19 protein-coding genes are annotated in these 23285 nt (G+C 30.3%); all 19 read left to right on the forward strand.

The genetic code is table 11. The features are described from left to right. Positions 1-37: 37 nt before the first annotated feature. Positions 38-415, forward strand: coding sequence for a hypothetical protein (locus tag B3086_RS02530; RefSeq protein ID WP_346847683.1), 378 nt, complete (start codon positions 38-40; stop codon positions 413-415). 171 nt (positions 416-586) lie between these two features. Then, complete coding sequence (gene ftsE, locus B3086_RS02535) at positions 587-1273, forward strand: cell division ATP-binding protein FtsE (protein ID WP_035132175.1); 687 nt, start codon at positions 587-589, stop codon at positions 1271-1273. After that, entirely contained in the window at positions 1263-2156 is an 894-nt protein-coding gene (ftsX, locus tag B3086_RS02540; RefSeq protein WP_346847682.1) for a permease-like cell division protein FtsX, read from the forward strand. The genes ftsE and ftsX overlap by 11 nt, the downstream gene beginning before the upstream one ends. Positions 2157-2320: 164 nt before the next feature. After that, positions 2321-3550, forward strand: coding sequence for a S41 family peptidase (locus B3086_RS02545; RefSeq protein ID WP_346847681.1), 1230 nt, complete (start codon positions 2321-2323; stop codon positions 3548-3550). A gap of 207 nt (positions 3551-3757) precedes the next feature. Beyond that, positions 3758-5062: a PDZ domain-containing protein gene (locus B3086_RS02550; protein WP_346847680.1), complete on the forward strand. Its 1305-nt coding sequence runs from the start codon at positions 3758-3760 to the stop codon at positions 5060-5062. A gap of 29 nt (positions 5063-5091) precedes the next feature. Continuing rightward, positions 5092-7077, forward strand: coding sequence for an excinuclease ABC subunit UvrB (gene uvrB / locus B3086_RS02555; RefSeq protein ID WP_346847679.1), 1986 nt, complete (start codon positions 5092-5094; stop codon positions 7075-7077). 11 nt (positions 7078-7088) lie between these two features. Continuing rightward, on the forward strand, positions 7089-9914 hold the full coding sequence (uvrA, locus tag B3086_RS02560) for an excinuclease ABC subunit UvrA (RefSeq protein ID WP_346847678.1): 2826 nt from the start codon (positions 7089-7091) through the stop codon (positions 9912-9914). Between the two features lie 70 nt (positions 9915-9984). After that, positions 9985-10413 carry an FHA domain-containing protein gene (locus B3086_RS02565; protein ID WP_035132164.1) on the forward strand — a complete coding sequence of 143 codons (429 nt, stop codon included), beginning with the start codon at positions 9985-9987 and terminating at the stop codon, positions 10411-10413. A gap of 16 nt (positions 10414-10429) precedes the next feature. Then, positions 10430-11746, forward strand: coding sequence for an FtsW/RodA/SpoVE family cell cycle protein (locus B3086_RS02570; RefSeq protein ID WP_346847677.1), 1317 nt, complete (start codon positions 10430-10432; stop codon positions 11744-11746). Continuing rightward, positions 11739-13157 (forward strand): peptidoglycan D,D-transpeptidase FtsI family protein, encoded by a 1419-nt coding sequence (locus tag B3086_RS02575; protein WP_346847676.1) that lies wholly within the window; start codon positions 11739-11741, stop codon positions 13155-13157. Before B3086_RS02570 ends, B3086_RS02575 begins: the two co-directional genes overlap by 8 nt. A 127-nt stretch (positions 13158-13284) precedes the next feature. Next, on the forward strand, positions 13285-15147 hold the full coding sequence (gene uvrC / locus B3086_RS02580; protein WP_346847675.1) for an excinuclease ABC subunit UvrC: 1863 nt from the start codon (positions 13285-13287) through the stop codon (positions 15145-15147). A gap of 151 nt (positions 15148-15298) precedes the next feature. Beyond that, positions 15299-16222 carry a UDP-N-acetylmuramate dehydrogenase gene (gene murB / locus B3086_RS02585; protein ID WP_346878162.1) on the forward strand — a complete coding sequence of 308 codons (924 nt, stop codon included), beginning with the start codon at positions 15299-15301 and terminating at the stop codon, positions 16220-16222. 24 nt (positions 16223-16246) lie between these two features. Further along, complete coding sequence (locus B3086_RS02590) at positions 16247-17431, forward strand: pyridoxal phosphate-dependent aminotransferase (protein WP_346847673.1); 1185 nt, start codon at positions 16247-16249, stop codon at positions 17429-17431. A 248-nt stretch (positions 17432-17679) separates the two neighbouring features. Next, on the forward strand, positions 17680-18564 hold the full coding sequence (rapZ, locus tag B3086_RS02595) for an RNase adapter RapZ (RefSeq protein ID WP_346847672.1): 885 nt from the start codon (positions 17680-17682) through the stop codon (positions 18562-18564). Then, entirely contained in the window at positions 18561-19904 is a 1344-nt protein-coding gene (locus tag B3086_RS02600) for a gluconeogenesis factor YvcK family protein (RefSeq protein ID WP_346847671.1), read from the forward strand. Before rapZ ends, B3086_RS02600 begins: the two co-directional genes overlap by 4 nt. 4 nt (positions 19905-19908) lie before the next feature. Continuing rightward, the gene (whiA, locus tag B3086_RS02605) at positions 19909-20859 is read left to right on the forward strand and encodes a DNA-binding protein WhiA (protein ID WP_346847670.1); all 951 of its coding nucleotides are present in this window, start codon (positions 19909-19911) and stop codon (positions 20857-20859) included. Between the two features lie 2 nt (positions 20860-20861). Continuing rightward, positions 20862-22166, forward strand: coding sequence for a DRTGG domain-containing protein (locus B3086_RS02610; RefSeq protein ID WP_346847669.1), 1305 nt, complete (start codon positions 20862-20864; stop codon positions 22164-22166). A 32-nt stretch (positions 22167-22198) separates the two neighbouring features. Beyond that, positions 22199-22486 carry a Dabb family protein gene (locus tag B3086_RS02615; protein WP_346847668.1) on the forward strand — a complete coding sequence of 96 codons (288 nt, stop codon included), beginning with the start codon at positions 22199-22201 and terminating at the stop codon, positions 22484-22486. Between the two features lie 202 nt (positions 22487-22688). Further along, positions 22689-23279 (forward strand): class D sortase, encoded by a 591-nt coding sequence (locus B3086_RS02620; protein ID WP_346847667.1) that lies wholly within the window; start codon positions 22689-22691, stop codon positions 23277-23279. Positions 23280-23285 lie beyond the last annotated feature (6 nt).

Consider the following 23285-nt stretch of genomic DNA (forward strand, 5'->3'; position numbering starts at 1 on the left):
AATTTGAAAATTCGATTTACTAAGGAGAGCGTTATAGATGAAACAAGATGTTAAAGGATATATGAGTGATGTAGTCTTTTGTTTTAAATTGTCTTTAAAATTAGTTATTATACCCGTAGTTTTAGGTATAGTTATTAGTTGTATATATCTATTAGTTAAAGGTCAATCTATGGAACTTTATGGAATACTTAGAGGAATAAGAAATACAGGAATTATATTTTCTTGTGGAGGATTATTTGTATCAGCATTAGCATTTCTACAACCGACAAAGTTATTGAGACCTTTAAGCTATGAGAAAACTTGGAGACAATATCTTTATAAATTTGGTTTAGTAGGAACTATATTCTGCACCTTTGCATTATTAGCAACATATTTCTTAGTATACGATATGCTAATTCATAACTTATATGTGTAGTTTACATACATAAAGAAGCATGAGTGGAAAAAAAAATATATATTTCCACTCTTTTTTTATGAAGAAAAATAAGAATTTATTATTTTTTAACTTATGTAGGACTTGCATTTTAAATTTTTATGTTATAATATACACAGATAAAAAGTAAAAAGTCGAGGAGAGTTAATAATTATGATAGATTTTAAAAATGTTACTAAGGTTTATAATAACAATGTACTAGCTTTATCTAATTTAAATGTACATATTGACCAGGGTGAATTTGTTTTCTTAGTAGGCCCAAGTGGAGCAGGAAAATCTACCTTTATAAAGATGTTATTAAAAGAAGTTGATCCAACAGCGGGTTCGGTTATAGTTGCAGGATCAGATTTAACAAAGCTAACAAGGAAAGAAGTACCTTATTATAGAAGAAAAATTGGAGTAGTGTTTCAAGATTTTAGATTGATACAAAGTTTGAATGTATTTGATAATGTAGCTTTTGCACTAAGAGTTATAGGATCAAGCGAAAAGGATATACAAAAAAAGGTTCCAGCAGTGCTTTCAATGGTAGGATTATCAAAAAAGAGAGATGCTTTACCTACAGAGTTATCAGGTGGAGAACAACAAAGAGTATCTATAGCTAGAGCTATAGTAAATAGTCCATCATTATTAATTGCTGATGAACCAACAGGTAACTTAGATCCTGAAACTTCATTAGAAATTATGGATATTTTAAGTGATATTAGTAGAGCTGGAACTACCATTGTTATGGCAACCCATGCAAGAGACATAGTTGACTCTATGAAAAAGAGAGTTATAGCTATTGAGAAGGGTGTTATTGCCAGAGATGAGGAAAGGGGGAAATATGGTTATGAAATTTGATTCTTTTAAATATTCATTTAAGGAAGCACTTAAAAGTATAAAAAGAAATAAAACTTTAAGTATAGCATCTATAGCTACAGTAACAGCTACACTTTTTTTATTAGGAGCTATAACACTAGGAGTTGCTAATGCAGATAAATTAATTACGCAATTGGGATCCATGGTTGAGGTGAAAATCTACTTAAAAGAGGATATAAGTGATAATAATAAAAATGCTATAGAGAATAAAATTAAAGAAGTAGATGGTATTGATAAGATAACTTTTCAAAGCAAGGAAGATGCTTTGAAGGATGTAAAGGAACAAATGAATGATGAATTAGGTCAGTTAACATCTGGATTTGAGGATAATAATCCATTCCCAGCTTCCTTTACAGTAAATGTTAAAGAGCCGCTAGTAGTAGATAAAGTTGTAAGTAGTATTAAAGATATGAATGGTATTGATGAGATAAAAGATGCAAGATCTATAATTGCAAAAATTTCTAAGCTTACAGATTCATTTAAAATAGGTGCTGCAGTAGCATTTGTAGTTTTTATTATGATATCTCTATTCTTAATAGGAAATACCATAAAAATTACAGTGTTTACGAGAAAAAAAGAAATAGGAATAATGAAGTATGTAGGAGCTACAGATTGGTTTATTAGATGGCCATTTATAATAGAAGGTATGATACTTGGAATATTTGGAGCAGTCATATCGGTAGTAGTACTAGGTTTTATATATTCTATTATAATTAATAATTTAAGCGCCGATACACTATTTGGATTTGATTTAGTAGGTATTTCTTATATATTGAAGGTGATTATTTGGGAATTCCTGGGATGTGGAGTTTTCATAGGTGCTATTGGAAGTATAATATCCATGAGAAAATTCTTAAAAGTTTAAATTATAAAGAACAAATAAGACTAAGAATTTATTTCTTAGTCTTATTTGTGTATAATATAATATATTGGTAATAGAAAGGATTAATAAAATAATTTAAATTTCATAGTATTATTATCGGGGATAAAAAGTAATAATAAATATATGAGAATGAGAGGGTGATTTTTATGGATGGTAAGAAAAATAAATGGAAAAGAGTAACGGGTATAGTGGCTCTTTTGATAGTGACAAATTTAATTACTTTAGGATTATCTAACTATATATCTTTTAAGTTACCAGATGGTAAAGTTATAGTTAGTAGAAAAACATATGAAAATATAGTAGACTTTGAAAAGTTATATACTATAAAAGATAAATTAGATAGATATTATTTGGGTGAAATTGATATTAATAAACTTATAGATGGAGCAGCAGCGGGAATGACAGAAGCTGTAGGAGACCCATATACAACATATATGAATGCCGAAGAGTTTAAAGACTTCTATTCTCAAACAGAAGGAAATTATGTTGGATTAGGAATACAGGTAGGAGTTAAGGAAGATAAGATAGTTGTAGTAGCTACCTTTGAAAATTCACCTGCAGAAAAAGTGGGAATACTTTCAGGGGATATAATTGAAAGCGTAAATGGTACAAAGGTTGAAGGCAAGGACTTAGAAAAAGCAGTGAAAACTATGAAAGGTGAAAAAGGAGAAGCTGTAGAACTTACTTTATCTAGGGAAAACAAAGGTTCTTTTAATGTTAAAACTGTAAGAGATGAAATAGAAATGATAACTGTAAAGAAAGAAATGATTGATAGTCAAGTAGGATATATTCAGGTAACTATGTTTGATGAAAATACATCTAGCAATTTTGAAAATGCAATTAAAGATTTAAACTCAAAAGGAATGAAGAGTTTAATAGTAGACCTAAGAGAAAATCCAGGAGGATTATTAGATCAAACTGTGAATATGTGTTCACAATTTATTCCTAAGAATAAGAATATAGTTTATACGGAAGATAAGAATGGAAATAGGAAGGATTATAATTCAGTAGGTGGAATTGCTGAAGGGTTACCACTTACTATATTAATAGATGAGGGGAGTGCAAGTGCTTCAGAAATATTTACAGGAGCTATAAAAGATTATAAGTTAGGAACTTTAGTAGGTACTAAGACCTTTGGTAAGGGTGTTGTTCAAACAACTTTTTATAGGGATAGAGATGGATTTAGAGATGGAACTGCATTGAAGGTTACTATATCAAAATACTATACTCCTAATGGACAGAATATCCATGGTATAGGAATAGAGCCAGATATTTTAGTTGAGTATCCAGAAGAACTAAAAGGGAAAGCCTATGATAAATCAGTAGATCCTCAATTTGAAAAGGCTTTGGAAGTGGCAAAAGAAAAGATTAAGTAATAAAATATAGGGTATTATAATAGATATTAGTATTTTTATTATAATAAATACTAATTAAAATAAGTTAACATATAGAAAAATAATAAAATTAATTTTATAGTTTCAAGTAGATAAATGATGATGTAAAATTAAGTATCTATTATAGTAGATACTTAATTTTACTTATGCACATCTACTCTTTGTTACATAATGAGAAGGAGAAAAATAATGGAACTTTTAAAGTATACTTTGCAGCAGGTGTCCTATGCTATTGTGGAGCCGTCTTATGCGCTTATATTAATAATGATGGCTGTTGTATTCTATATGAAAAATAAAAAAACTACAGTGATGGAAAGATTAATTATGGGTAAAAACTCGTCAACTGCTTTTGAACTTACTGTGTCACAAATAGTTATGGGAATATTGGGAGGTGTAGTAGCTAGTTTAATTCTTACATTTTTGGGAATTACTTTTTATGAAACTTCTAATATATTTCTAATATTTATATTATCAGTAGCGTTAATGTTCTTTAGTCCCAAATTAGTTTGTCTTTCATATTCAGGAGCTATTTTGGGACTATTATCAATACTGTTGTATTTTATATCATTAATCATGGAGAATCCAAGTTTAGATGTACTAAAAATGGATATAACTAATTTATTGGTATTGGTTGCAGTAATGCATATTGTTGAAGGGTTATTAGTAATCTTTGATGGGAAAAGAGGTGCTATACCTGTATTTGGATCAAGAGATAAAAAAATCATAGGTGGATTTGCATATAGAAGACAATGGATATTACCAATGATAATATTATTAATGGTACAGGCTACTAGCGCCAATACAGTTATGGGGGGAAGTGTAAACACTCCAGAGTGGTGGCCAATAATTAATCATAATAAAAACATGTTGATTTTTGCTACTATGGTAATTGGTGCATTACCGATTTTTGCAGGAGTTAATTATGCTACCATAACATTTACAAAAAGTAAAAAAAATAAGCCAATATTCTCAGGACTATTAATTTTAGGCTATGGTACTGTATTAATTCTATTATCTTTTCTTGGGGATATAAATAAGATTTTAGATGTAATAATTCTTACATTGATGCCTGTATTACATGAGTATATGTTATATATTGATCGCTTAGCAGAAAAGAAAGGTAAAATAAAGTATGTGAGTAATGAAGAGGGAGTATGTGTTCTAGATGTAGCCCATGATTCAATAGCTAAAAATATGGGAGTTAAAATGGGAGATTTAATATTAGAAATAAATAATATTAAATTATATAAGGATGAAATTATATTTAATATGTTAGAACGTCTTCCAGATATTATAAATATGAAGGTTAGAAGAGAAAATGGATCTATGGAAGAATTAGAATGTAAAGTAAAAAACAATAAAGAAAAATTAGGAATTGTTATAGTTCCTAGAGAAGTTCCAAAGCAGGCTACTGTAGCAAAGCCAGGAGGTTCTAGTTTTTCTGATATTCTAAATAAAATTAAAGAAAAGAAAGATAGTAACGATAAAGAATAATTTTTTATAAAAAGATGAGGTGATGTATCATGGGTCAGTTTAAGATTCATTCAAAATTTAAGCCAACTGGAGATCAACCTGAAGCAATAGATAGTATAGTTAAAGGAATCCTTGAAGATAAAAAATATCAAACTTTACTTGGAGTAACAGGATCAGGGAAGACATTTACTATGGCAAATATTATTGAGAGAGTTCAAAGACCAACTTTAATTCTTGCTCATAATAAGACTTTAGCAGCTCAATTATGCTCTGAATTTAAAGAGTTTTTTCCAGAAAATGCTGTTGAGTACTTTGTTTCTTACTACGATTACTATCAACCAGAAGCTTATATGGCTCAAACTGACACCTATATAGAAAAGGATGCATCAATAAATGAGGAGATAGAAAAGCTACGGCACTCAGCTACTTCAGCCTTGATAGAAAGACGAGATGTTATAGTTGTGGCTTCTGTATCATGTATATATGGGCTAGGAAATCCAGAGGATTATAGAAAGCTTACTGTATCTTTACGAGAAGGTATGATTAAAGATAGAAATAGTGTTATTAGTCAGCTAGTGGATATTCAATACGAAAGAAATGATATAAATTTTGTAAGAGGGACCTTTAGAGTTAGAGGAGACGTGCTAGATATATTTCCAGCATCATCAACTAATAAAGGGATAAAAGTTGAGTTTTTCGGAGATGAAATAGATAGAATCCGTGAGTTTGATGTATTAACAGGCAATATAATTAGTGGAAGAAAACATGTATCTATATTCCCAGCATCACACTTTGCTACATCAAAGGAAAATTTAGAAAGAGCTATCTCTCAAATTGAATTTGAATTAGAAGAGAGATTAAGGGAGCTAAAGGATGAGGATAAGTTATTAGAAGCTCAAAGATTAAAACAACGAACCAATTTTGATATAGAAATGATGAGAGAAGTAGGTTATTGTACTGGAATAGAAAATTATTCTAGAATATTAGATGGAAGAGAAAAAGGAACACCACCACAAACTCTTATTGACTATTTCCCAGATGATTTTCTTTTCTTTGTAGATGAAAGTCATGTTACACTACCACAAATTAAGGCTATGTATGGAGGAGACAGATCTAGAAAAACTTCTTTAGTAGAGTATGGATTTAGACTTCCATCAGCCTATGATAATAGACCACTTAAATTTGAAGAGTTTGAAGATAAATTAAATCAGGTATTATTTGTAAGTGCTACACCTGGAGTTTATGAGAATGAACATTCAGCTAATATAGCAGAGCAAATAATAAGACCAACAGGATTATTAGATCCTGAAATTATAATAAGACCAGTAAAAGGTCAAATTGATGACTTATATGGTGAGATTATCAAAACTACTGAAAGAGGGTTTAGAACTTTAGTTACAACTCTTACAAAGAAGATGGCAGAGGACTTAACTAAATATTTAAAAGAGTTAGGAGTAAAAACTACTTACTTACATTCTGATATAATTACTATGGAAAGAATGGAAATAATAAGAGATCTTCGAAGAGGAGATTATGATGTGCTAATTGGAATAAATCTTTTAAGAGAAGGATTAGATATTCCAGAAGTAGCATTAGTTGCTATATTAGATGCAGATAAGGAAGGATTCTTAAGGAGTGAAACATCTTTAATTCAGACTGTAGGTAGAGCTGCAAGAAACTCAGAAAGTAAAGTAATAATGTATGCTGATAATATGACAAATTCTATGGAAAAAACTATAAATGAGACCAATAGAAGAAGAAGTATTCAAGAAAAGTATAATGATGATCATAATATAGTACCTAAGACTATAATCAAGGAAATAAGAGATGTTATAGAAATTTCTACAGTGGCAGAAGATGAAGATTTATATATCAGTGAAGCAAGTAGTGATTTGCTTTTAGATAAGAAGGAATTGACTAAGCATATTACTAAACTAGAAAAAGAAATGAAAGAAGCAGCTAAGGACTTACAATTTGAAAGAGCAGCGATTTTAAGAGATGAGATAGAACGTATGAAGAGAGAATTTAATTTGTAAAGGAGAAATTTATGAGAAATAGTATTTATATAAAAGGTGCAAAAGTACATAACCTTAAAAATGTAGATTTAGAAATACCAAGAGATAAATTTGTTGTTTTTACTGGACTTTCAGGTTCAGGAAAATCTTCTTTAGCCTTTGATACTCTTTATGCAGAAGGACAAAGAAGATATGTAGAATCTCTTTCAGCTTATGCGAGACAGTTTTTAGGCCAAATGAATAAACCGGATGTAGAGTATATAGAAGGTCTATCACCAGCTATATCTATTGACCAAAAAACTACAAGTAAAAATCCAAGATCTACAGTAGGAACAGTAACTGAAATTTATGATTATTTAAGACTACTTTATGCAAAGATAGGTGTACCCCATTGTCCTAAATGTGGCAAGGAGATTACCCAGCAGACTGTAGACCAAATGGTAGATCAGGCAATGGCTCTGCCACCTAGAACTAAGGTTCAAATCTTAGCACCTGTAGTTACAGGGAAAAAAGGAGAACATGTAAAGATCCTTGAGAACATTAAAAAAAATGGATATGTTAGAGCAAGAATTGATGGTGTTCTGGTAGATTTAGAAGATGAAGATATCAAACTAGAGAAGAATAAAAAGCATACCATTGAAATAGTAATAGATAGAGTAGTTATTAAAGATGGAATTGAATCAAGAATTACAGACTCTTTAGAGTCAGCATTAAAAATAGGTGAAGGTATAGCTATCTTAAATGTAATTGATGGAGAAGATATACTTTTAAGTGAAAAATTTTCATGTGTAAGTTGTGGAATAAGTATTGGTGAAATTGAGCCTAGAATGTTTTCCTTCAATTCTCCCTTTGGAAAGTGCGATGAGTGTGATGGACTTGGGACTTTAATGGAGATAGATGAGGATTTGGTGATTCCGGATAAAAGCAAATCCATATTAGGTGGAGGAATTTTAACTTTAGGTGAAGGTAGTTTAAAGGAGGATTCATGGACTCGTGCCATATTAGAAGCTCTTGCTAAAAAAAGAGGGTTTACTTTAGATACTCCTATAGAAGAACTATCAGAAGAAAATTTAAATTCTGTTTTATATGGAACAAATGGAGAAAAATTACGAATAGAGTATACCAAGGAATTTAAAACTGGTATATATAATTATGCTTATGAAGGTATAATAAATAATTTAAAAAGAAGATATATGGAAACTAACTCAGATTACATAAAGAGAGAAGTAGAAGAGTATATGAGTGATAATCCTTGTCCTAAGTGTAAAGGAAGAAGATTATCTAAAGAAGCTCTATCTGTTACTGTAGGTGGTAAAAATATAAGTGAATTTTGTACTATGTCTATTATAGAAGAACTTGATTTTGTAGATGCATTAAAATTATCTAAAAAGGATGAAATTGTAGCAGAACAAGTATTAAAGGAAGTTAAGAGTAGACTTAGTTTTTTAAAGGATGTAGGACTTAGTTATCTTAACTTAAGTAGAGCATCAGGTACTTTATCAGGAGGAGAAGCGCAAAGAATTAGATTAGCAACTCAAATTGGTTCTAGTTTGATGGGGGTTTTATATATTTTAGATGAGCCAAGTATTGGATTGCATCAAAGAGATAATGATAAATTAATAAAGACTTTAAAGCATCTTAGAGACATAGGAAATACTTTAATTGTAGTTGAGCATGACGAAGATACTATGCGAGAAGCAGATTACTTAGTAGATATAGGCCCAGGAGCAGGAGAGCATGGAGGAAAAATAGTAGCTGCAGGTACAGTAAAACATGTGATGAAGTGTAAAGAGTCCATTACAGGTCAATATTTAAGTGGGCATAGAACTATAGATGTGCCTGAAAAATATAGAATTATGGATAAAAATAGAGTTATAAAAGTTAAAGGTGCAAAGGAAAACAATCTAAAAAATATAAGTGTTGAATTTCCATTAGGATTATTTACATCTGTAACAGGAGTTTCAGGGTCAGGGAAAAGTACTTTAGTTAATCAGGTTTTATATAAGGGGTTAAATAGAAAATTAAATGGTTCTAAGAAACTACCAGGAAAACATGAGGAAATTGTAGGTGATGACCAGATTGATAAGATTATAAATATAGATCAAAGTCCAATAGGAAGAACACCTAGAAGTAATCCTGCTACATATACAGGAGTATTTGATTTAATAAGAGAAATTTTCACTATGGTTCCAGAGGCTAAAAGCAGAGGATATAAACAAGGTAGATTCAGTTTCAATGTTAAAGGTGGAAGATGCGAAGCTTGTAAAGGTGATGGAATAATAAAGATAGAAATGCAATTTTTATCTGATGTCTATGTTGAATGTGAAGTGTGTAAAGGAAAGAGATATAATAGAGAAACATTAGAGGTAAAATACAAAGGAAAAACTATTGCAGATGTTTTAAATATGACTGTAGAGGAAGGCTTAGCTTTCTTTGAAAATATACCTCGTATAAGTAGTAAACTTCAAACTCTTATGGATGTTGGATTATCCTATATAAGATTAGGTCAACCATCAACCACATTATCAGGCGGAGAGGCACAAAGAATAAAGCTTGCCTATGAATTATCTAAAAGAAGTACAGGAAAGACTTTGTATATATTAGATGAACCCACTACTGGATTACACATTGATGATGTTAGTAAACTTATAAAAATTCTCCAAAGGCTTGTAGAAGGAGGAAATACTGTAATAGTAATTGAACATAATTTAGATGTAATAAAGTGTTCAGATTATATTATAGACTTAGGACCAGAAGGTGGAGATCAAGGAGGAACTATTATAGTTAAAGGAAATCCTAAAGATGTAATTAAATGTTCTAAATCATATACAGGACAGTACCTAAAAAAGATGATATAATTACTTATAACTAGCATCATAATTTATAATGATGCTAGTTATGTTATATATGTATAAAGGAGTTTTGCTTATGAATATTTTAAAATTCGCATTGAATTTAGGAATAATAGCAATAGTTTATTTTATTATAATCTACGCTTTAAAAATAATGTATACAGATACTAAATCAGTGGGTAAAAGAAGGAATAGAACTAGAAAGGCTACTTCTGGGCTAGAAATAATAGTAGCTGGAGAAAATACAAATCTAAAAAATGGAGGAATACTACCAATAGTAGATAACTTAACTATGGGAAGAAAAAGTGATAATACAGTAATCTTAGATGATAAATATGTTTCTTCTCATCATGTTAAAATTTTCAGAAGAAATAATGAGTATGTGTTGGAAGATTTGGAGAGCACTAACGGAACTAAGGTTAATGATATTAGAATAAAGAATTCCCTTATATTAAAGTCAGGGGATATAATAAAGGTGGGAACTGCTACCTTTAAATTTATGTAGTTATTAGGAGGCAAGTATGAAGGGTATAAAACAAGAAAAAAGAGTGCTTAGATTTACTTATTTGCTTGTAATGGCACTATTTTTTAATGTAGCAATTCTAACTCCAACTATTGATAAGGGTGCAATATTTATAGGAGCAATAATATGTGGTTTATTATGTTATTCCCACTTTGTAATAAGAAGATTTTATCCAGATGGGGATAAATTTATATTATTATTTTCAAATATCCTTGCTGTTATAGGGATTGCTATGATATATAGGTTGGATTTACCCATATCGGGAGGTAGTTATATAGCGGAAGGTACTAGAAGTTTTTTAACAGCTAAGCAAATTATATTTTTTGCTTTAGGTATGACTATGTTTATATTAGTAGTTGTAATACTTCCAGATTTAAAAAGATTTAGTAAGTACAAATATTTATATCTAATAATAACATTATTATTTATGTCCATGGGTACCTTTTTTGGAAAGGAACAGTTTGGAGCTAAAAACTGGGTAAATTTATTTGGGTTCGGTTTTCAACCTTCTGAGTTTGGGAAAATTGCCTTAGTAGCTTACCTTGCTTCAGCATTAAAGGATTATGAAAAGCCTTCGAAGTTTTGGATTAAGATAGGAAAGGCAATTGGATTTAGGAAAGAAAGCTCATATAAATATATAAGTTTAATAGAGCCTGCTATGGTAATGATGATATCATTGCTATTTATGTTAGCTCAAACAGACTTGGGTTCAGCGCTAATTTTCTTTGCCATAGCACTTACTATGCTTTATATTGCTACATCAAATAAAAAGTATGTAATAATAGCATTGCTGTTATTTGTAGTTGGTGGTGTCATAGGATATTACTTATTTTATCATGTTCAGATAAGGGTTATGATATGGCGAAACCCATGGAAGTATGGATATGATGAAGGACATCAGCTTGTTCAATCCCTTATAGCTATAGCAAATGGTGGATTTTTTGGGGTAGGACTTGGAAATGGATATCCAGGATATATTCCAGTAGTAGAATCTGACTTTATATTTGCGGCTATATGCGAAGAATTAGGATTACTTATTGGATTTGCAGTTATAATTTTAAATTTTCTATTATTCTATAGATGTATAAGAGCTGCACTTTACATAAAGGATAAATTTTCAAGATTATTAGCCGTTGGATATAGTACTATGATGGTATCTCAAACACTAGTAATTATTGGTGGTGTAACTGGAGCTATACCTCTTACAGGAATAACTTTGCCTTTTGTTAGTTATGGAGGAAGTTCTATGCTGATAAGTTATCTTTCACTAGGTATAATACAAAAAATATCAGAGGAGAGTAGTAATTATGAATAATCTACAAAAGAACATAAAAAATGTAATGATTGTATTTCTGTTATTATTTATTGCTCTAATCTCTTATATAAGTTATAGTACATTATTTAAAAATCAAATAGCTTTGGATAGTGTTTATAATAAAAGAAATCAAGCGGAGAAAAATAGAGTTCTTAGAGGAACTATTTATGACAGAGATATGAATCCTTTAACTACAGGTGAAAAAACAGGGGAGTTTTCTCAAACAAGAAAGTATGTTGGAGGAGTAGCTTTTTCTCATGTGGTTGGTTATAATGATGCTAAGTATGGGGCTAGTGGAATTGAAAAGAAGTTTGATAAAGAACTTTCAGGACAATCAGTAAATTCTATAAAGGATATATTTTCCAACAAAAAGGATGAGAATAAAGTTGGAAATCATGTAGTGACTACCTTAAATTCTAAGTTACAACAAAGAGCCTTTGAGGTTTTAGGTAATAGAAAGGGATCAATAGTAGCATTAAATCCTAAGACAGGAGAGGTTCTTGCTATGGTGTCAAAACCAAGTTTTGATGCAAATACAATACAAGAAGACTTTGAAAAACTGTCACAACAAGAGGATACACCTTTCTTGAATAGAGCAGTTTCAGGTCTTTACCCACCAGGCTCAACCTTTAAAGTTATTACAGCCATAAGTGCTTTGGAGAATATGTCGGATATAACCAATAGGACCTTTAATGATGAGGGGAAAATTAGTTTTAATGAAAGTGAATACCTAGAAAACTACAAAGGGTATGCTTATGGAAGCATTGGACTTAGAACAGCTTTTTTAAAGTCTAGTAATGTGGTATTTGGTACCTTAGCTATGGAACTTGGAAATGATAATTTAAAGGGAACATCAGAAAAGTTCTTCTTTAATAAAGATATTCCATCAGAAACTCTTACCATTGATAATAGTATTTTCCCAAAATATAAAAGTGATGAGGTTGGTAATATAGCTCAAAGTGGTATAGGACAAAGTGGAGTACTAGCAAGTCCAATAGAAATGGCACTAGTAGCTAGTACTATAGCTAATAATGGTGTAATGATGGAACCTAATGTAGTAAAGGAAATCATAAGTCCGGAAGGGAAAGTAGTTAAAAGCTATGAACAAAAGGAAGCAGCTACAGTTACAACTCCTGAAAATGCAGCATTGCTAAAGGAATATATGAAAGCTGTAGTCAATGAGGGAACTGGTCAGGCAGCAAAGTTATGGAACGTTCAAGTATCAGGAAAGACTGGAACTGCAGACCATGACTCTGGAGATAAGGAGCCACACACTTGGTTTATAGGTTTTGCAGGTTATGATGACCCAGAAATAGCCTTTGCTATAATTGCAGAAGAAGGTGGAAATGATAGCTTTAATGCCAGCGCTATGGCAAAGGAGCTTATGAAATCTTATTTTAGTACAAATTAATATTAAAACTTTTGAAATATAATTATATAATATACCTTATGAGTATTAATCATTGCATTAAAAGTGAAGCTCAATAAGTATTATACTAAAGATGAAACAACTTTTGGATGAGAAGTGAGGTGATTTAATGTTTGATTTTGAGTATCATCTAAAAAATCTTCCAGACAATCCTGGAGTTTATTTAATGAGAAATTCTTTGAGAGAAGTAATATATGTAGGAAAAGCAAAAAATCTTAAAAATAGAGTAAGACAATACTTTCAGAATTCTAAAAATCATAGTGAAAAAGTTAGAGCTATGGTTAAGAATATAAGTGAATTTGAGTATATAGTTACAGATTCTGAAGTAGAAGCTTTAATACTAGAATGTAATTTAATAAAAAAGTATAGTCCTAAATATAATATTTTGCTAAAAGATGATAAATATTTTCCTTTTATTAAAATTACTAATGAAGAATTTCCAAGGGTATTAGTTACAAGAAATTATGGAAATGATTCATCTAAATATTTTGGACCATATACGGATGGAAGTGCAGTATATACTATAAATGAACTTATAAAGAAGGTATTTTCTCTTAGAACATGTAGAAGAGTTATAAAGGAAAATGGGCCTAAAACAAGGGTTTGTCTTAACTATCATATAAAATTATGTAGTGGACCATGTGAAGGATTAATTTCTAAAGAGGAATATAAAAAAATTATCAATGATGTGGTGGATTTACTTACAGGGAAGGATACAAAGATTACTAGTAAGATTAAGACTGAAATGGAAGAAGCAGCAGAAAATTTAGATTTTGAAAGAGCAGCTTCTTTAAGAGATAAGTTGATAGCCATAGATAAAATAAATGAAAAGCAAAAGATTATTAGTAATAATTTTGAAAATGAAGATTTTATAGGTATTTCTCAAGATGAAAAAGATAGTTGTATTCAGATATTCTTTTTAAGAGATGGTAAAATTGTTGGAAGAGAAGATTTTATTTTAGACAATACAGGTGGAGAAGAGCCTGCCTATGTCATAGAGGAATTTATTAAAAACTTTTATGGAGGAACTGCTTTTATACCTAAGACTGTATATGTAAGTCATTGTGATGAAATTGATATCTTAGAGCAATGGTTATCTATAAAGAAGGAATATAGAGTGACTATAAAGGTTCCACATAAAGGAGAAAAGAGAAAGACACTTGATATGGTAGAAAAAAACGCTAGCCATGCTCTCGAAATGTTTAAGATTAAACATAAAGTAGACAAGGAACTTAATAATGTGGCACTTTCTGAAATTCAAGAGGTTCTTGGGATTGAAGATATGCCTATTAGAATTGAAGCCTATGATATATCTAATATCATGGGAATGGATTCCGTAGGAACCATGGTAGTATTTCAAGATGGAGTAGCTAAAAATAGTGATTATAGAAGATTTAAAATTAAAACGGTAGAAGGTGCAGACGATTATGGCTCTATGAGAGAAATATTAATAAGAAGATTTACACATGGATTAGAAGAAATAAGGAAGATAAATAATAATGGTATGGACTTTAAGTCGGGTAAGTTTTCTATTTTTCCTGACTTGATTATGATGGATGGTGGAAAGGGACAAATTAATATAGCACTTCAAGTATTGGAGGAGTTAAATATTAATATACCTGTATGTGGTATGGTGAAGGACGATAAGCATAGAACAAGAGGACTTATTTATAAAAATAAAGAAATTCTGTTAAAGCCATCTTCCAAGGCCATGCTTTTAATAACTAGGATTCAGGATGAAGTTCATAGATTTGCCATTACATATCATAGAACCTTAAGAGATAAACGTACTTTATTTTCTATATTAGATGAAATACCTAAAATAGGAGAAAAGAGAAGGCGTGAACTTCTAAAAAAATTTGGTAGTATTGAAAATATAAAAAAGGCTACCTATGAAGAGTTAATGGCTACACCTTCTATGGATGGGAAAGCTACTGAAAGTATAATTAATTATTTTAAGAAAAATAGTTAATAACCATATGTCAGCATAAAATATTGAATTAGAGTGTTTATACTATTAGTAGGATAGTATACTTAAAATGAAAGAAATATGTAATAACTGTTGATATATATAACCTAAGTATTTTATACTTAATATATAATAATATAGTAAGAGGTATACAATGAAATTAAAGGATAGTTTTGTAAGAAGTGTTTTAGATGTAGCAGGGAATGAAAATGTAAAAATAGATGAACTAATGAAGAATCATACTTCTTTTAAGGTAGGTGGACCAGCTGACCTATTAGTTTACCCTTCTAATTATGAAATGGTTAAAGAATTAATTAAAATATGCAAGGAAAATAAGGTGGATTATTTCATATTAGGAAATGGATCTAATCTCATAATAAGAGATGGAGGAATAAGAGGAGTAGTCATAAAACTAGGACACATAAATAAAATAGTAGTAGATGAAAATTTAATATCTGCACAATGTGGAGCTAAGTTATATTCAGTTGCAGATCAGGCTTTAAAGAATAGTTTATCAGGGCTAGAATTTGCGTCTGGGATACCAGGATCTATTGGAGGTGCTACTGCAATGAATGCAGGTGCCTATGACGGAGAAATGGCAAAGGTAATTGAAAGTTCATTAGTAATTGATAATGAGGGGAACATTAGAGAATTAAGTAAAGAAGAACTAGAATTTGGATATAGGAATAGTGCAATTTTAAAGTATGGATATATAGTTCTGGAAACAAGAATGAGATTGTCTCATGGAGATAAAGCTTTGATCAAGGAAAGAATGGATGATCTATCAGAAAGAAGAAAAAGTAAGCAACCCTTAGAATATGCATCAGCAGGAAGTACATTTAAAAGACCCGAGGGATATTTTGCAGGTAAGCTTATTCAAGATTCAGGATTAAAGGGTACTAGCGTTGGGGACGCGCAGGTATCTGAAAAACATTCAGGATTTATCATAAATAGAGGCAATGCAACGTCAAGGGATATTTTAGATCTTATTGAAGTTGTAAAAGCTAAAGTTTATGAAAAATTTAAGGTTGAATTACACACTGAAGTTAGAGTTATAGGTGAAGATAGTTTAACCTAATATAAAAAATAGGGAGATGGGGATATGATTTCAAAAAAAATGGTGGATTATGTTAATGGTAGTTCATTAATCAGAGCTATGTTTGAAGAAGGTAAAAGACTCGCATCAATTTATGGTGCAGAAAATGTTTATGATTTCAGCTTAGGAAATCCAAATCTTGAACCGCCAAGCACTGTAAGGGAGGCAATTATAGATATTTTAAATAATGAACCTAATACTATGGTTCATGGTTACATGAGTAACTCAGGATATGAGGATGTTAGAGAAACTATTGCTAACTCAATTAACAAAAAATTTGATACAAGTTTTACAGAAAAGAATATAGTTATGACTGTAGGTGCAGCAGGTGGTTTAAACGTGATTTTTAAAACTCTTTTAAACCCAGAAGATGAAGTAGTAGTATTTGCACCTTATTTTGGTGAATATAGAAGTTATGCAGCTAACTATGATGGAAAGCTTGTAGTAGTATCACCAAACACTACAGATTTTCAACCTAATTTAGATGAGTTTAAAAGTAAAATTACGGATAAGACTAAAGCTGTTATAATTAACTCTCCAAACAATCCTACAGGTGTTGTTTATTCAGAAGGGACTATTATAAAACTTACTAATATCTTAAAAGAAAAACAAAAGGAATTGGGAACTGACATATATTTAATATCAGATGAACCTTATAGAGAGCTTGTATACGATAACATTCAAGTGCCATATTTAACAAAGTACTATGATAATACAATTGTTGGATATTCCTATAGTAAATCTCTTTCATTACCAGGAGAAAGAATTGGATATTTAGTTATTCCAAATGAAGTATCCGATTTTGAAAATGTTGTATCTGCTTCTAATGTAGCTACTCGTATTTTAGGATATGTAAATGCACCATCACTTTTCCAAAGAGTAATAGCTAGATGTTTAGATGATAAAGTAAATATTGATTTTTATAATAAAAATCGAGAACTACTTTATAGTGAACTTACTTCTTATGGATATAATTGTATAAAACCAGAAGGTGCTTTCTATTTATTTGTTAAATCACCTATAGAGAACGATATTGAATTCTGTAATATGGCAAAAAAATATAATATTTTAATAGTTCCTGGAACTTCTTTTGCTTGTCCAGGATATATTAGAATTGCTTATTGTGTAGCTTATAGTACTATAGAAAATGCCTTACCTGGATTTAAATCATTAATTGAGTCTATAGAATAAGTAAATATAAAAATAATATTGTTAATTTTTAAAATTTTATGTGAAAGATATAGGATAAATAAATATTTATCCTATATCTTTTTTAGTAATATAAATTACTATATGATATAATTAATGTGTATAATATATAGATATTAGTGTTAATTTTTATTAAAAATATTAATTTAAAAGAAGTATAATTTTAAATTAATATAAGATTAAATTTAAAAGTTTTACTGGAATTAAATATGCAAAAGAGGTGTGATAGAATGAAATTTTTGATAGTTACAGGTATGTCAGGAGCAGGTAAGACACAAGCAATAAGATCACTTGAGGATTTAGGGTTTTACTGTGTAGATAATTTACCACCAACCCTTATAATAAAATTTGCTGAAGTATGCTTTAAAACTGAAGGTAAAATAGATAAAATTGCCATAGTAGTAGATATTAGAGGGAGAACATTTTTTGATGACTTATTAGGTAGTTTGTCCACTCTTGATAAAGAAGGTTATCTATATGAAGTATTATACCTTGAAGCTACAGATGAAACCTTAGTTAAAAGATATAAAGAATCAAGAAGAAAACATCCTCTTGCACCAGATGGAAGGATTATTAATGGTATAAGTATAGAAAAGAAAAAACTAAAAGGAATAAGGGAAAGGGCTAGTAAAATAATAAACACATCAAAATTAACTAATAAAGAGCTAAATGAAGAAATAACTATGGCCTATGGAGATGAAGGTCAAATTGAAAGTCCTTTACTTATTAATGTAATATCCTTTGGATTTAAATATGGAATACCTTTAGATGCGGATTTAGTTATGGATGTAAGATTTATTCCTAATCCATATTATATTGCTGATCTAAAGCCTTTTAGCGGCCTAGATAAGCCGGTAAAAGATTATGTATTATCTAAAGTTGAAACACAGCAATTTGTAGAAAAATTTATAGATATGCTTAAATTTTTAATCCCTAATTATAAAATAGAAGGAAAAAGACAATTGATTGTTGCTATTGGTTGTACAGGAGGTAGACATCGTTCTGTAGCTATTGCAAATAAAGTATATGAGACTTTAAATCATAATGGTAATAGTGTAACTATAGATCATAGAGATATAAATGAGGATGTAAGTAGAGGAGCTGGAAAGCGATGAAGCTTAAGGACGGGTTAATGCCTGGTGTGGGAATTAAGAGGTGGATATGTCAAATTATTTTAGGTGTATTTTTAATTTCCTACTCTATAATTGAGCTTATAAGAAGATGGGGTGAAGGTATTTCTATTAAAATATTTTTAGTAGCGATACTAGTTTTAGGGTGCGTATTGACCTATATAAGTTTAGAGAAGTATACTAAAAAAGTAATAGATATAATAAAGTTTGAAGCGTTGAATTTTTCTATGGGAAAGAAAAATTTTGACGATGATTTTTTTAAAAATAGTATATTAGTAAAGGGTCCTAAGGTGGTAGTTATTGGAGGCGGAACAGGGCTCTCCAACATGCTTAGCGGACTAAAAAGATATACCACTAATATAACCGCAGTAGTTACAGTGGCTGATGATGGAGGTGGTTCTGGAGTATTGAGGCAAGATTTAGGAATGCTACCACCAGGAGATATTCGAAACTGCATAATAGCTTTAGCAGATACTGAACCTTTGATGGAACAGCTCTTTAGGTATAGATTTAAGGATGGTTCTTTAGAAAATCAAAGTTTTGGTAATTTATTCTTAGCTGCTATGAATGGGATTTCCGATAATTTTTTAGAGGCTATTAAAAAAACTAGTGAGGTTTTAGCAGTAACAGGAAAAGTACTGCCTGTTACTCTAGAAAATGTGCAATTATATGCAAAACTAAAAAATGGAGACATAATAAAAGGGGAATCCTCAATACCTACTGAGAGCTTAAATAGAAAATCACCTATAGATAGAGTATTTATAGAGCCTAAAGATGCTAAGGGAGTTCAAGAGGCCGTTGATGCTATAAGAGATGCTGATGCGGTTATATTAGGTCCAGGAAGTGTGTATACTAGTATAATCCCTAATCTAATGGTAGGTGATATAAGAGAGGCTGTAAAGGCCACTAAAGCATTAAAGATTTATGTATCAAATATAATGACTCAACCAGGTGAGAGTGATAACTTTAGTGTTCAAGATCATATAAGAGCTATAATGAAACATTGCCAAGGTATGCCTATTGATTATGCTATTGTAAATAAAGGACTCTCAAAGGAAGAAGAAAATATAAAAGAAAGATACTTACAAAAAGGCTCAACCTTTGTTCAACTTGACCATGGTGACAAAGATAAGCTAAATGTAAAATATATAGAATTTGATATGATAAAGATTAAAAAAGAACTCATAAGACATGATGAGGATAAACTGGCTAAAATACTTATAGAAACTATATTAAAGAAAAAAATGATTAATGATGAGAAAAGAATTTTTGAATATATATATTTATCACAGAGATTAAGAAGAGAAAAAAAGGATAGGGAGTAGAGAAATGTCATTTTCACTAAAGGTAAAAAATGAAGTATGTAGAAATAGTGAATTATCTAAAGATGAAATAGCTGCCCAATTATCAGCTATAATGAAGTCAAGTGGAACATTGGGTTTTGGATTTAATAGATCTATTACTTTTAAGATAGTAACTGAAAATCCAGCTATAGCAAGATGGATTTTTAAGAATTTAAAAGATTTCTATGATATTCACACTAAATTATTAGTAAAGAAAAGCAATTCGTTAAAGAAAAATAATATATATATGGTTTTAATACCAGAAGAAGTAGATGTAAAGGGACTCCTTCAAGAATTGGGAATAATAGAAAAGGATGGCTTATTTAATATACACTACGGAGTACCTAGTGAAGTTATAAAAAATGAAAATTGTAAAAGAGCATATATAAAGGGAGCTTTTTTAGGGGGAGGAAGTATTAGTAACCCAGAGAAAACTTACCATCTAGAGTTTGTAACTCATGATCAAGATTATGCCAATGAACTTAGTGATCTTATTAACAGTTATAAGCTTAATTCTAAAGTAATACAAAGGAAAAATAGTTTTGTAATATATTTAAAAGAGGGAGAGCAAATAGTAGATCTTTTGAATATAATAGGTGCACATAATGCATTATTAGAGCTTGAAAATATAAGAATCATGAAGGAAATGAGAAATAATGTAAATAGAATTGTTAACTGTGAAACTGCAAATCTTAGTAAAACTGTTAATGCAGCTGTAAGACAGGTGGAAAGTATAAAGCTTATTGAAAGTGAAATTGGACTTGATAGGCTACCTAAAAATTTAAAGGAAGTAGCTAAATTGAGGCTTGCCTTCCCAGATGAATCCTTAAAGGAGTTAGGAGCTATGTTAAATCCGCCTGTAGGAAAATCAGGAGTAAATCATCGTCTTAGACGAATTGAAAAAATAGCTGATGAGCTTAGGAAAGAGGGTAGATAGGCATGTCAAAACATGAAGAAATAATTAAATATATTCTATCCTTAGATATAAATACTAAGATATCTGTTAGAGGAATTAGTAGTAAATTAGGTGTCAGTGAAGGAACGGCATATAGAGCAATAAAAGAGTGTGAATCTATAGGAATTGTCAATACAATTCCTAGGGTTGGCACAGTAAGAGTAGAAAAGTTAGAAAAAAAGAATATTGACAAGATATCTTTTAGGGAAATTGTAAACATGGTAGATGGAACCTTAATTGGTGGTAAGGGTGGAGAGAATAATTTTCTTGAAAGATTTATAATAGGAGCCATGGAAGTTGAAACCATTAAGAGATACATAAGCCCAGGTTCGTTACTTATAGTAGGAAATAGAGAAAAAGCTCAAAGACTAGCTCTTGAAAATCAATGTGCTGTGCTTATCACTGGGGGCTTTCAATGTAGTGATGAAATAAAGACTCTAGCAGATAAAACAAATTTGCCTGTAATATCCTGTACCTATGATACATTTACTGTTGCAAGCATGATAAATAAGGCCATATATGAAAATAATGTTAAGAAGGAAATTGTATTAGTAGAAGATGTTATGGATAAAAATCCAGAATACTTAAATGTATGGGACAAGATTAAAGCATTAAAAGAATTATCAGAGAAAACTAGGCATGAAAGATTTCCAGTTTTAGATGAGGAATCTAGAGTTATAGGTCTTGTAAGTATAACTCAAATAAATAATCATGATGACAATGAAATCGTAAATACCATTATGACAAAGAATCCTATTGTGTTAAACCCTACAAGTACGGTTGCCTATGCAGCACATATCATGGCTTGGGATGGAATTCAAATATGCCCAGTGGTATATAAAAAGAAATTAATAGGTATAATTTCCAGAGGAGATGTAATAAAGGCATTACAAATAGTTACAAGACAGCCTCATGTAGGTCATACTATGGATGATTTAATTTTAAAGAATTTTGAATTTGAGTCTAGTAAGAATAAGATGCATTTCTGGGGAGAAATTGTGCCTGAAATGCTTGACTCTATAGGTACTGCATCATGGAATGCATTAAATATGCTTTTATCAACTATGGGAACTATGGTATTAAGACAAAATGGTATTACAAATGTAGCTATAGATAGTTTCACATCTTATTTTACTAAACCAGTTCAAATGGGTAGGATAATTGATGTATATTCTGAAGTAATAGATAGAGGAAGATATTATTCAAAGGTAGAAGTAACAATGTATAATCAAAATAAAGAGATTATGGCGAAGGCTATGCTATCAGCCAAGGTACTAAAAAATAATTAAATAAAATAGGTTAATGTATAGGGGGTAAAAAGTTGTTTACACATGTGGTTTTATTTAAGTTAAAAGAAAATACAAGGGAAAACGTAAAGTTTGTAGCAAATACTCTTAAAGCTATGGAAGGAAAAATACCTGAGCTTAAGGAGATAGAAGTAGGAATAGATGAGCTTCATACGAATAGATCTTTTGATGTATGTCTTATAACTAGATTTGATTCTGTAGATGACATGAATGAATATCAGATACATCCATATCATATTAATGAAGTTTTAGGTAAAATTAAGCCCTATATTGAGGTTTCTAAAGTGGCTGACTATTATTAAATAAAGTATTATTTTAAAGATAAAAAGAACTCTGTTTATAATGGAATGTCTCAAAATCATTACTTTTTAGATCAGTTTTATAGTTTAATTACTAGGGCTAAAAAGATTAATTATGTAAGGCATTCCATTTTTGAGAATGTTACAAAACATATGTGTGTATAATTACTTAATAGTTTATAATTTTAAGTAAAGAGGTGTTTTAATGAAGGGGAAGATTAGAAACATTATAAGTATACTTTTAATTTTAGTGGGGATTGGATTATTACTGTTTGCTTTTAAAGGAAAGTGGGAAACAAAAAAAGTTCAAGATCAGCTTTATGACAAATTTGTATCAGAAGAAAAGCAAGAAGTTAATCATGAAAAAAACGAGAAAAGTAAGGAAGAAAAACTTCCTTATATAGATATGGTAAATCCAATTGCAGTTTTAGAAATACCAAAAATAAATTTGAAAGTAGTAGTAGCAGAAGGTACTGAGGATGAAATAATAAAATATGCAGTAGGACATTTTAAGGATACTGCTATGCCAGGGGAAGAGGGTAACTTTGCACTAGCAGGACATAGAAACTATGATACAGGAGAATTTTTTCTAAGACTAAACAAATTAGAAGTTAATGATAATATACTAGTATCTAATCATGATAAAACATTTACTTATAAAGTTACAGAGAGCTTTACAGTTGCTCCAGAAGACACCTATGTTTTAGATAAAAGTGAGGATGCAACAATAACCCTTGTAACATGTACTTATGATGGTAAGGACAGATTAATAGTAAGAGGTAAGTTAGAAAAATAATATAAA

Source organism: Clostridium sp. UBA871, from assembly GCF_002295255.1.
In the GTDB taxonomy this organism is placed as follows: Bacteria; Bacillota; Clostridia; order Clostridiales; family Clostridiaceae; genus Clostridium_J; species Clostridium_J sulfidigenes.

Coding starts and splice junctions, on each gene's coding strand:
- B3086_RS02530 (WP_346847683.1), top strand. CDS start 38: ATGAAACAAGATGTTAAAGGATATATGAGTGATGTAGTCTTTTGTTTT.
- ftsE (WP_035132175.1), top strand. CDS start 587: ATGATAGATTTTAAAAATGTTACTAAGGTTTATAATAACAATGTACTA.
- ftsX (WP_346847682.1), top strand. CDS start 1,263: ATGAAATTTGATTCTTTTAAATATTCATTTAAGGAAGCACTTAAAAGT.
- B3086_RS02545 (WP_346847681.1), top strand. CDS start 2,321: ATGGATGGTAAGAAAAATAAATGGAAAAGAGTAACGGGTATAGTGGCT.
- B3086_RS02550 (WP_346847680.1), top strand. CDS start 3,758: ATGGAACTTTTAAAGTATACTTTGCAGCAGGTGTCCTATGCTATTGTG.
- uvrB (WP_346847679.1), top strand. CDS start 5,092: ATGGGTCAGTTTAAGATTCATTCAAAATTTAAGCCAACTGGAGATCAA.
- uvrA (WP_346847678.1), top strand. CDS start 7,089: ATGAGAAATAGTATTTATATAAAAGGTGCAAAAGTACATAACCTTAAA.
- B3086_RS02565 (WP_035132164.1), top strand. CDS start 9,985: ATGAATATTTTAAAATTCGCATTGAATTTAGGAATAATAGCAATAGTT.
- B3086_RS02570 (WP_346847677.1), top strand. CDS start 10,430: ATGAAGGGTATAAAACAAGAAAAAAGAGTGCTTAGATTTACTTATTTG.
- B3086_RS02575 (WP_346847676.1), top strand. CDS start 11,739: ATGAATAATCTACAAAAGAACATAAAAAATGTAATGATTGTATTTCTG.
- uvrC (WP_346847675.1), top strand. CDS start 13,285: ATGTTTGATTTTGAGTATCATCTAAAAAATCTTCCAGACAATCCTGGA.
- murB (WP_346878162.1), top strand. CDS start 15,299: ATGAAATTAAAGGATAGTTTTGTAAGAAGTGTTTTAGATGTAGCAGGG.
- B3086_RS02590 (WP_346847673.1), top strand. CDS start 16,247: ATGATTTCAAAAAAAATGGTGGATTATGTTAATGGTAGTTCATTAATC.
- rapZ (WP_346847672.1), top strand. CDS start 17,680: ATGAAATTTTTGATAGTTACAGGTATGTCAGGAGCAGGTAAGACACAA.
- B3086_RS02600 (WP_346847671.1), top strand. CDS start 18,561: ATGAAGCTTAAGGACGGGTTAATGCCTGGTGTGGGAATTAAGAGGTGG.
- whiA (WP_346847670.1), top strand. CDS start 19,909: ATGTCATTTTCACTAAAGGTAAAAAATGAAGTATGTAGAAATAGTGAA.
- B3086_RS02610 (WP_346847669.1), top strand. CDS start 20,862: ATGTCAAAACATGAAGAAATAATTAAATATATTCTATCCTTAGATATA.
- B3086_RS02620 (WP_346847667.1), top strand. CDS start 22,689: ATGAAGGGGAAGATTAGAAACATTATAAGTATACTTTTAATTTTAGTG.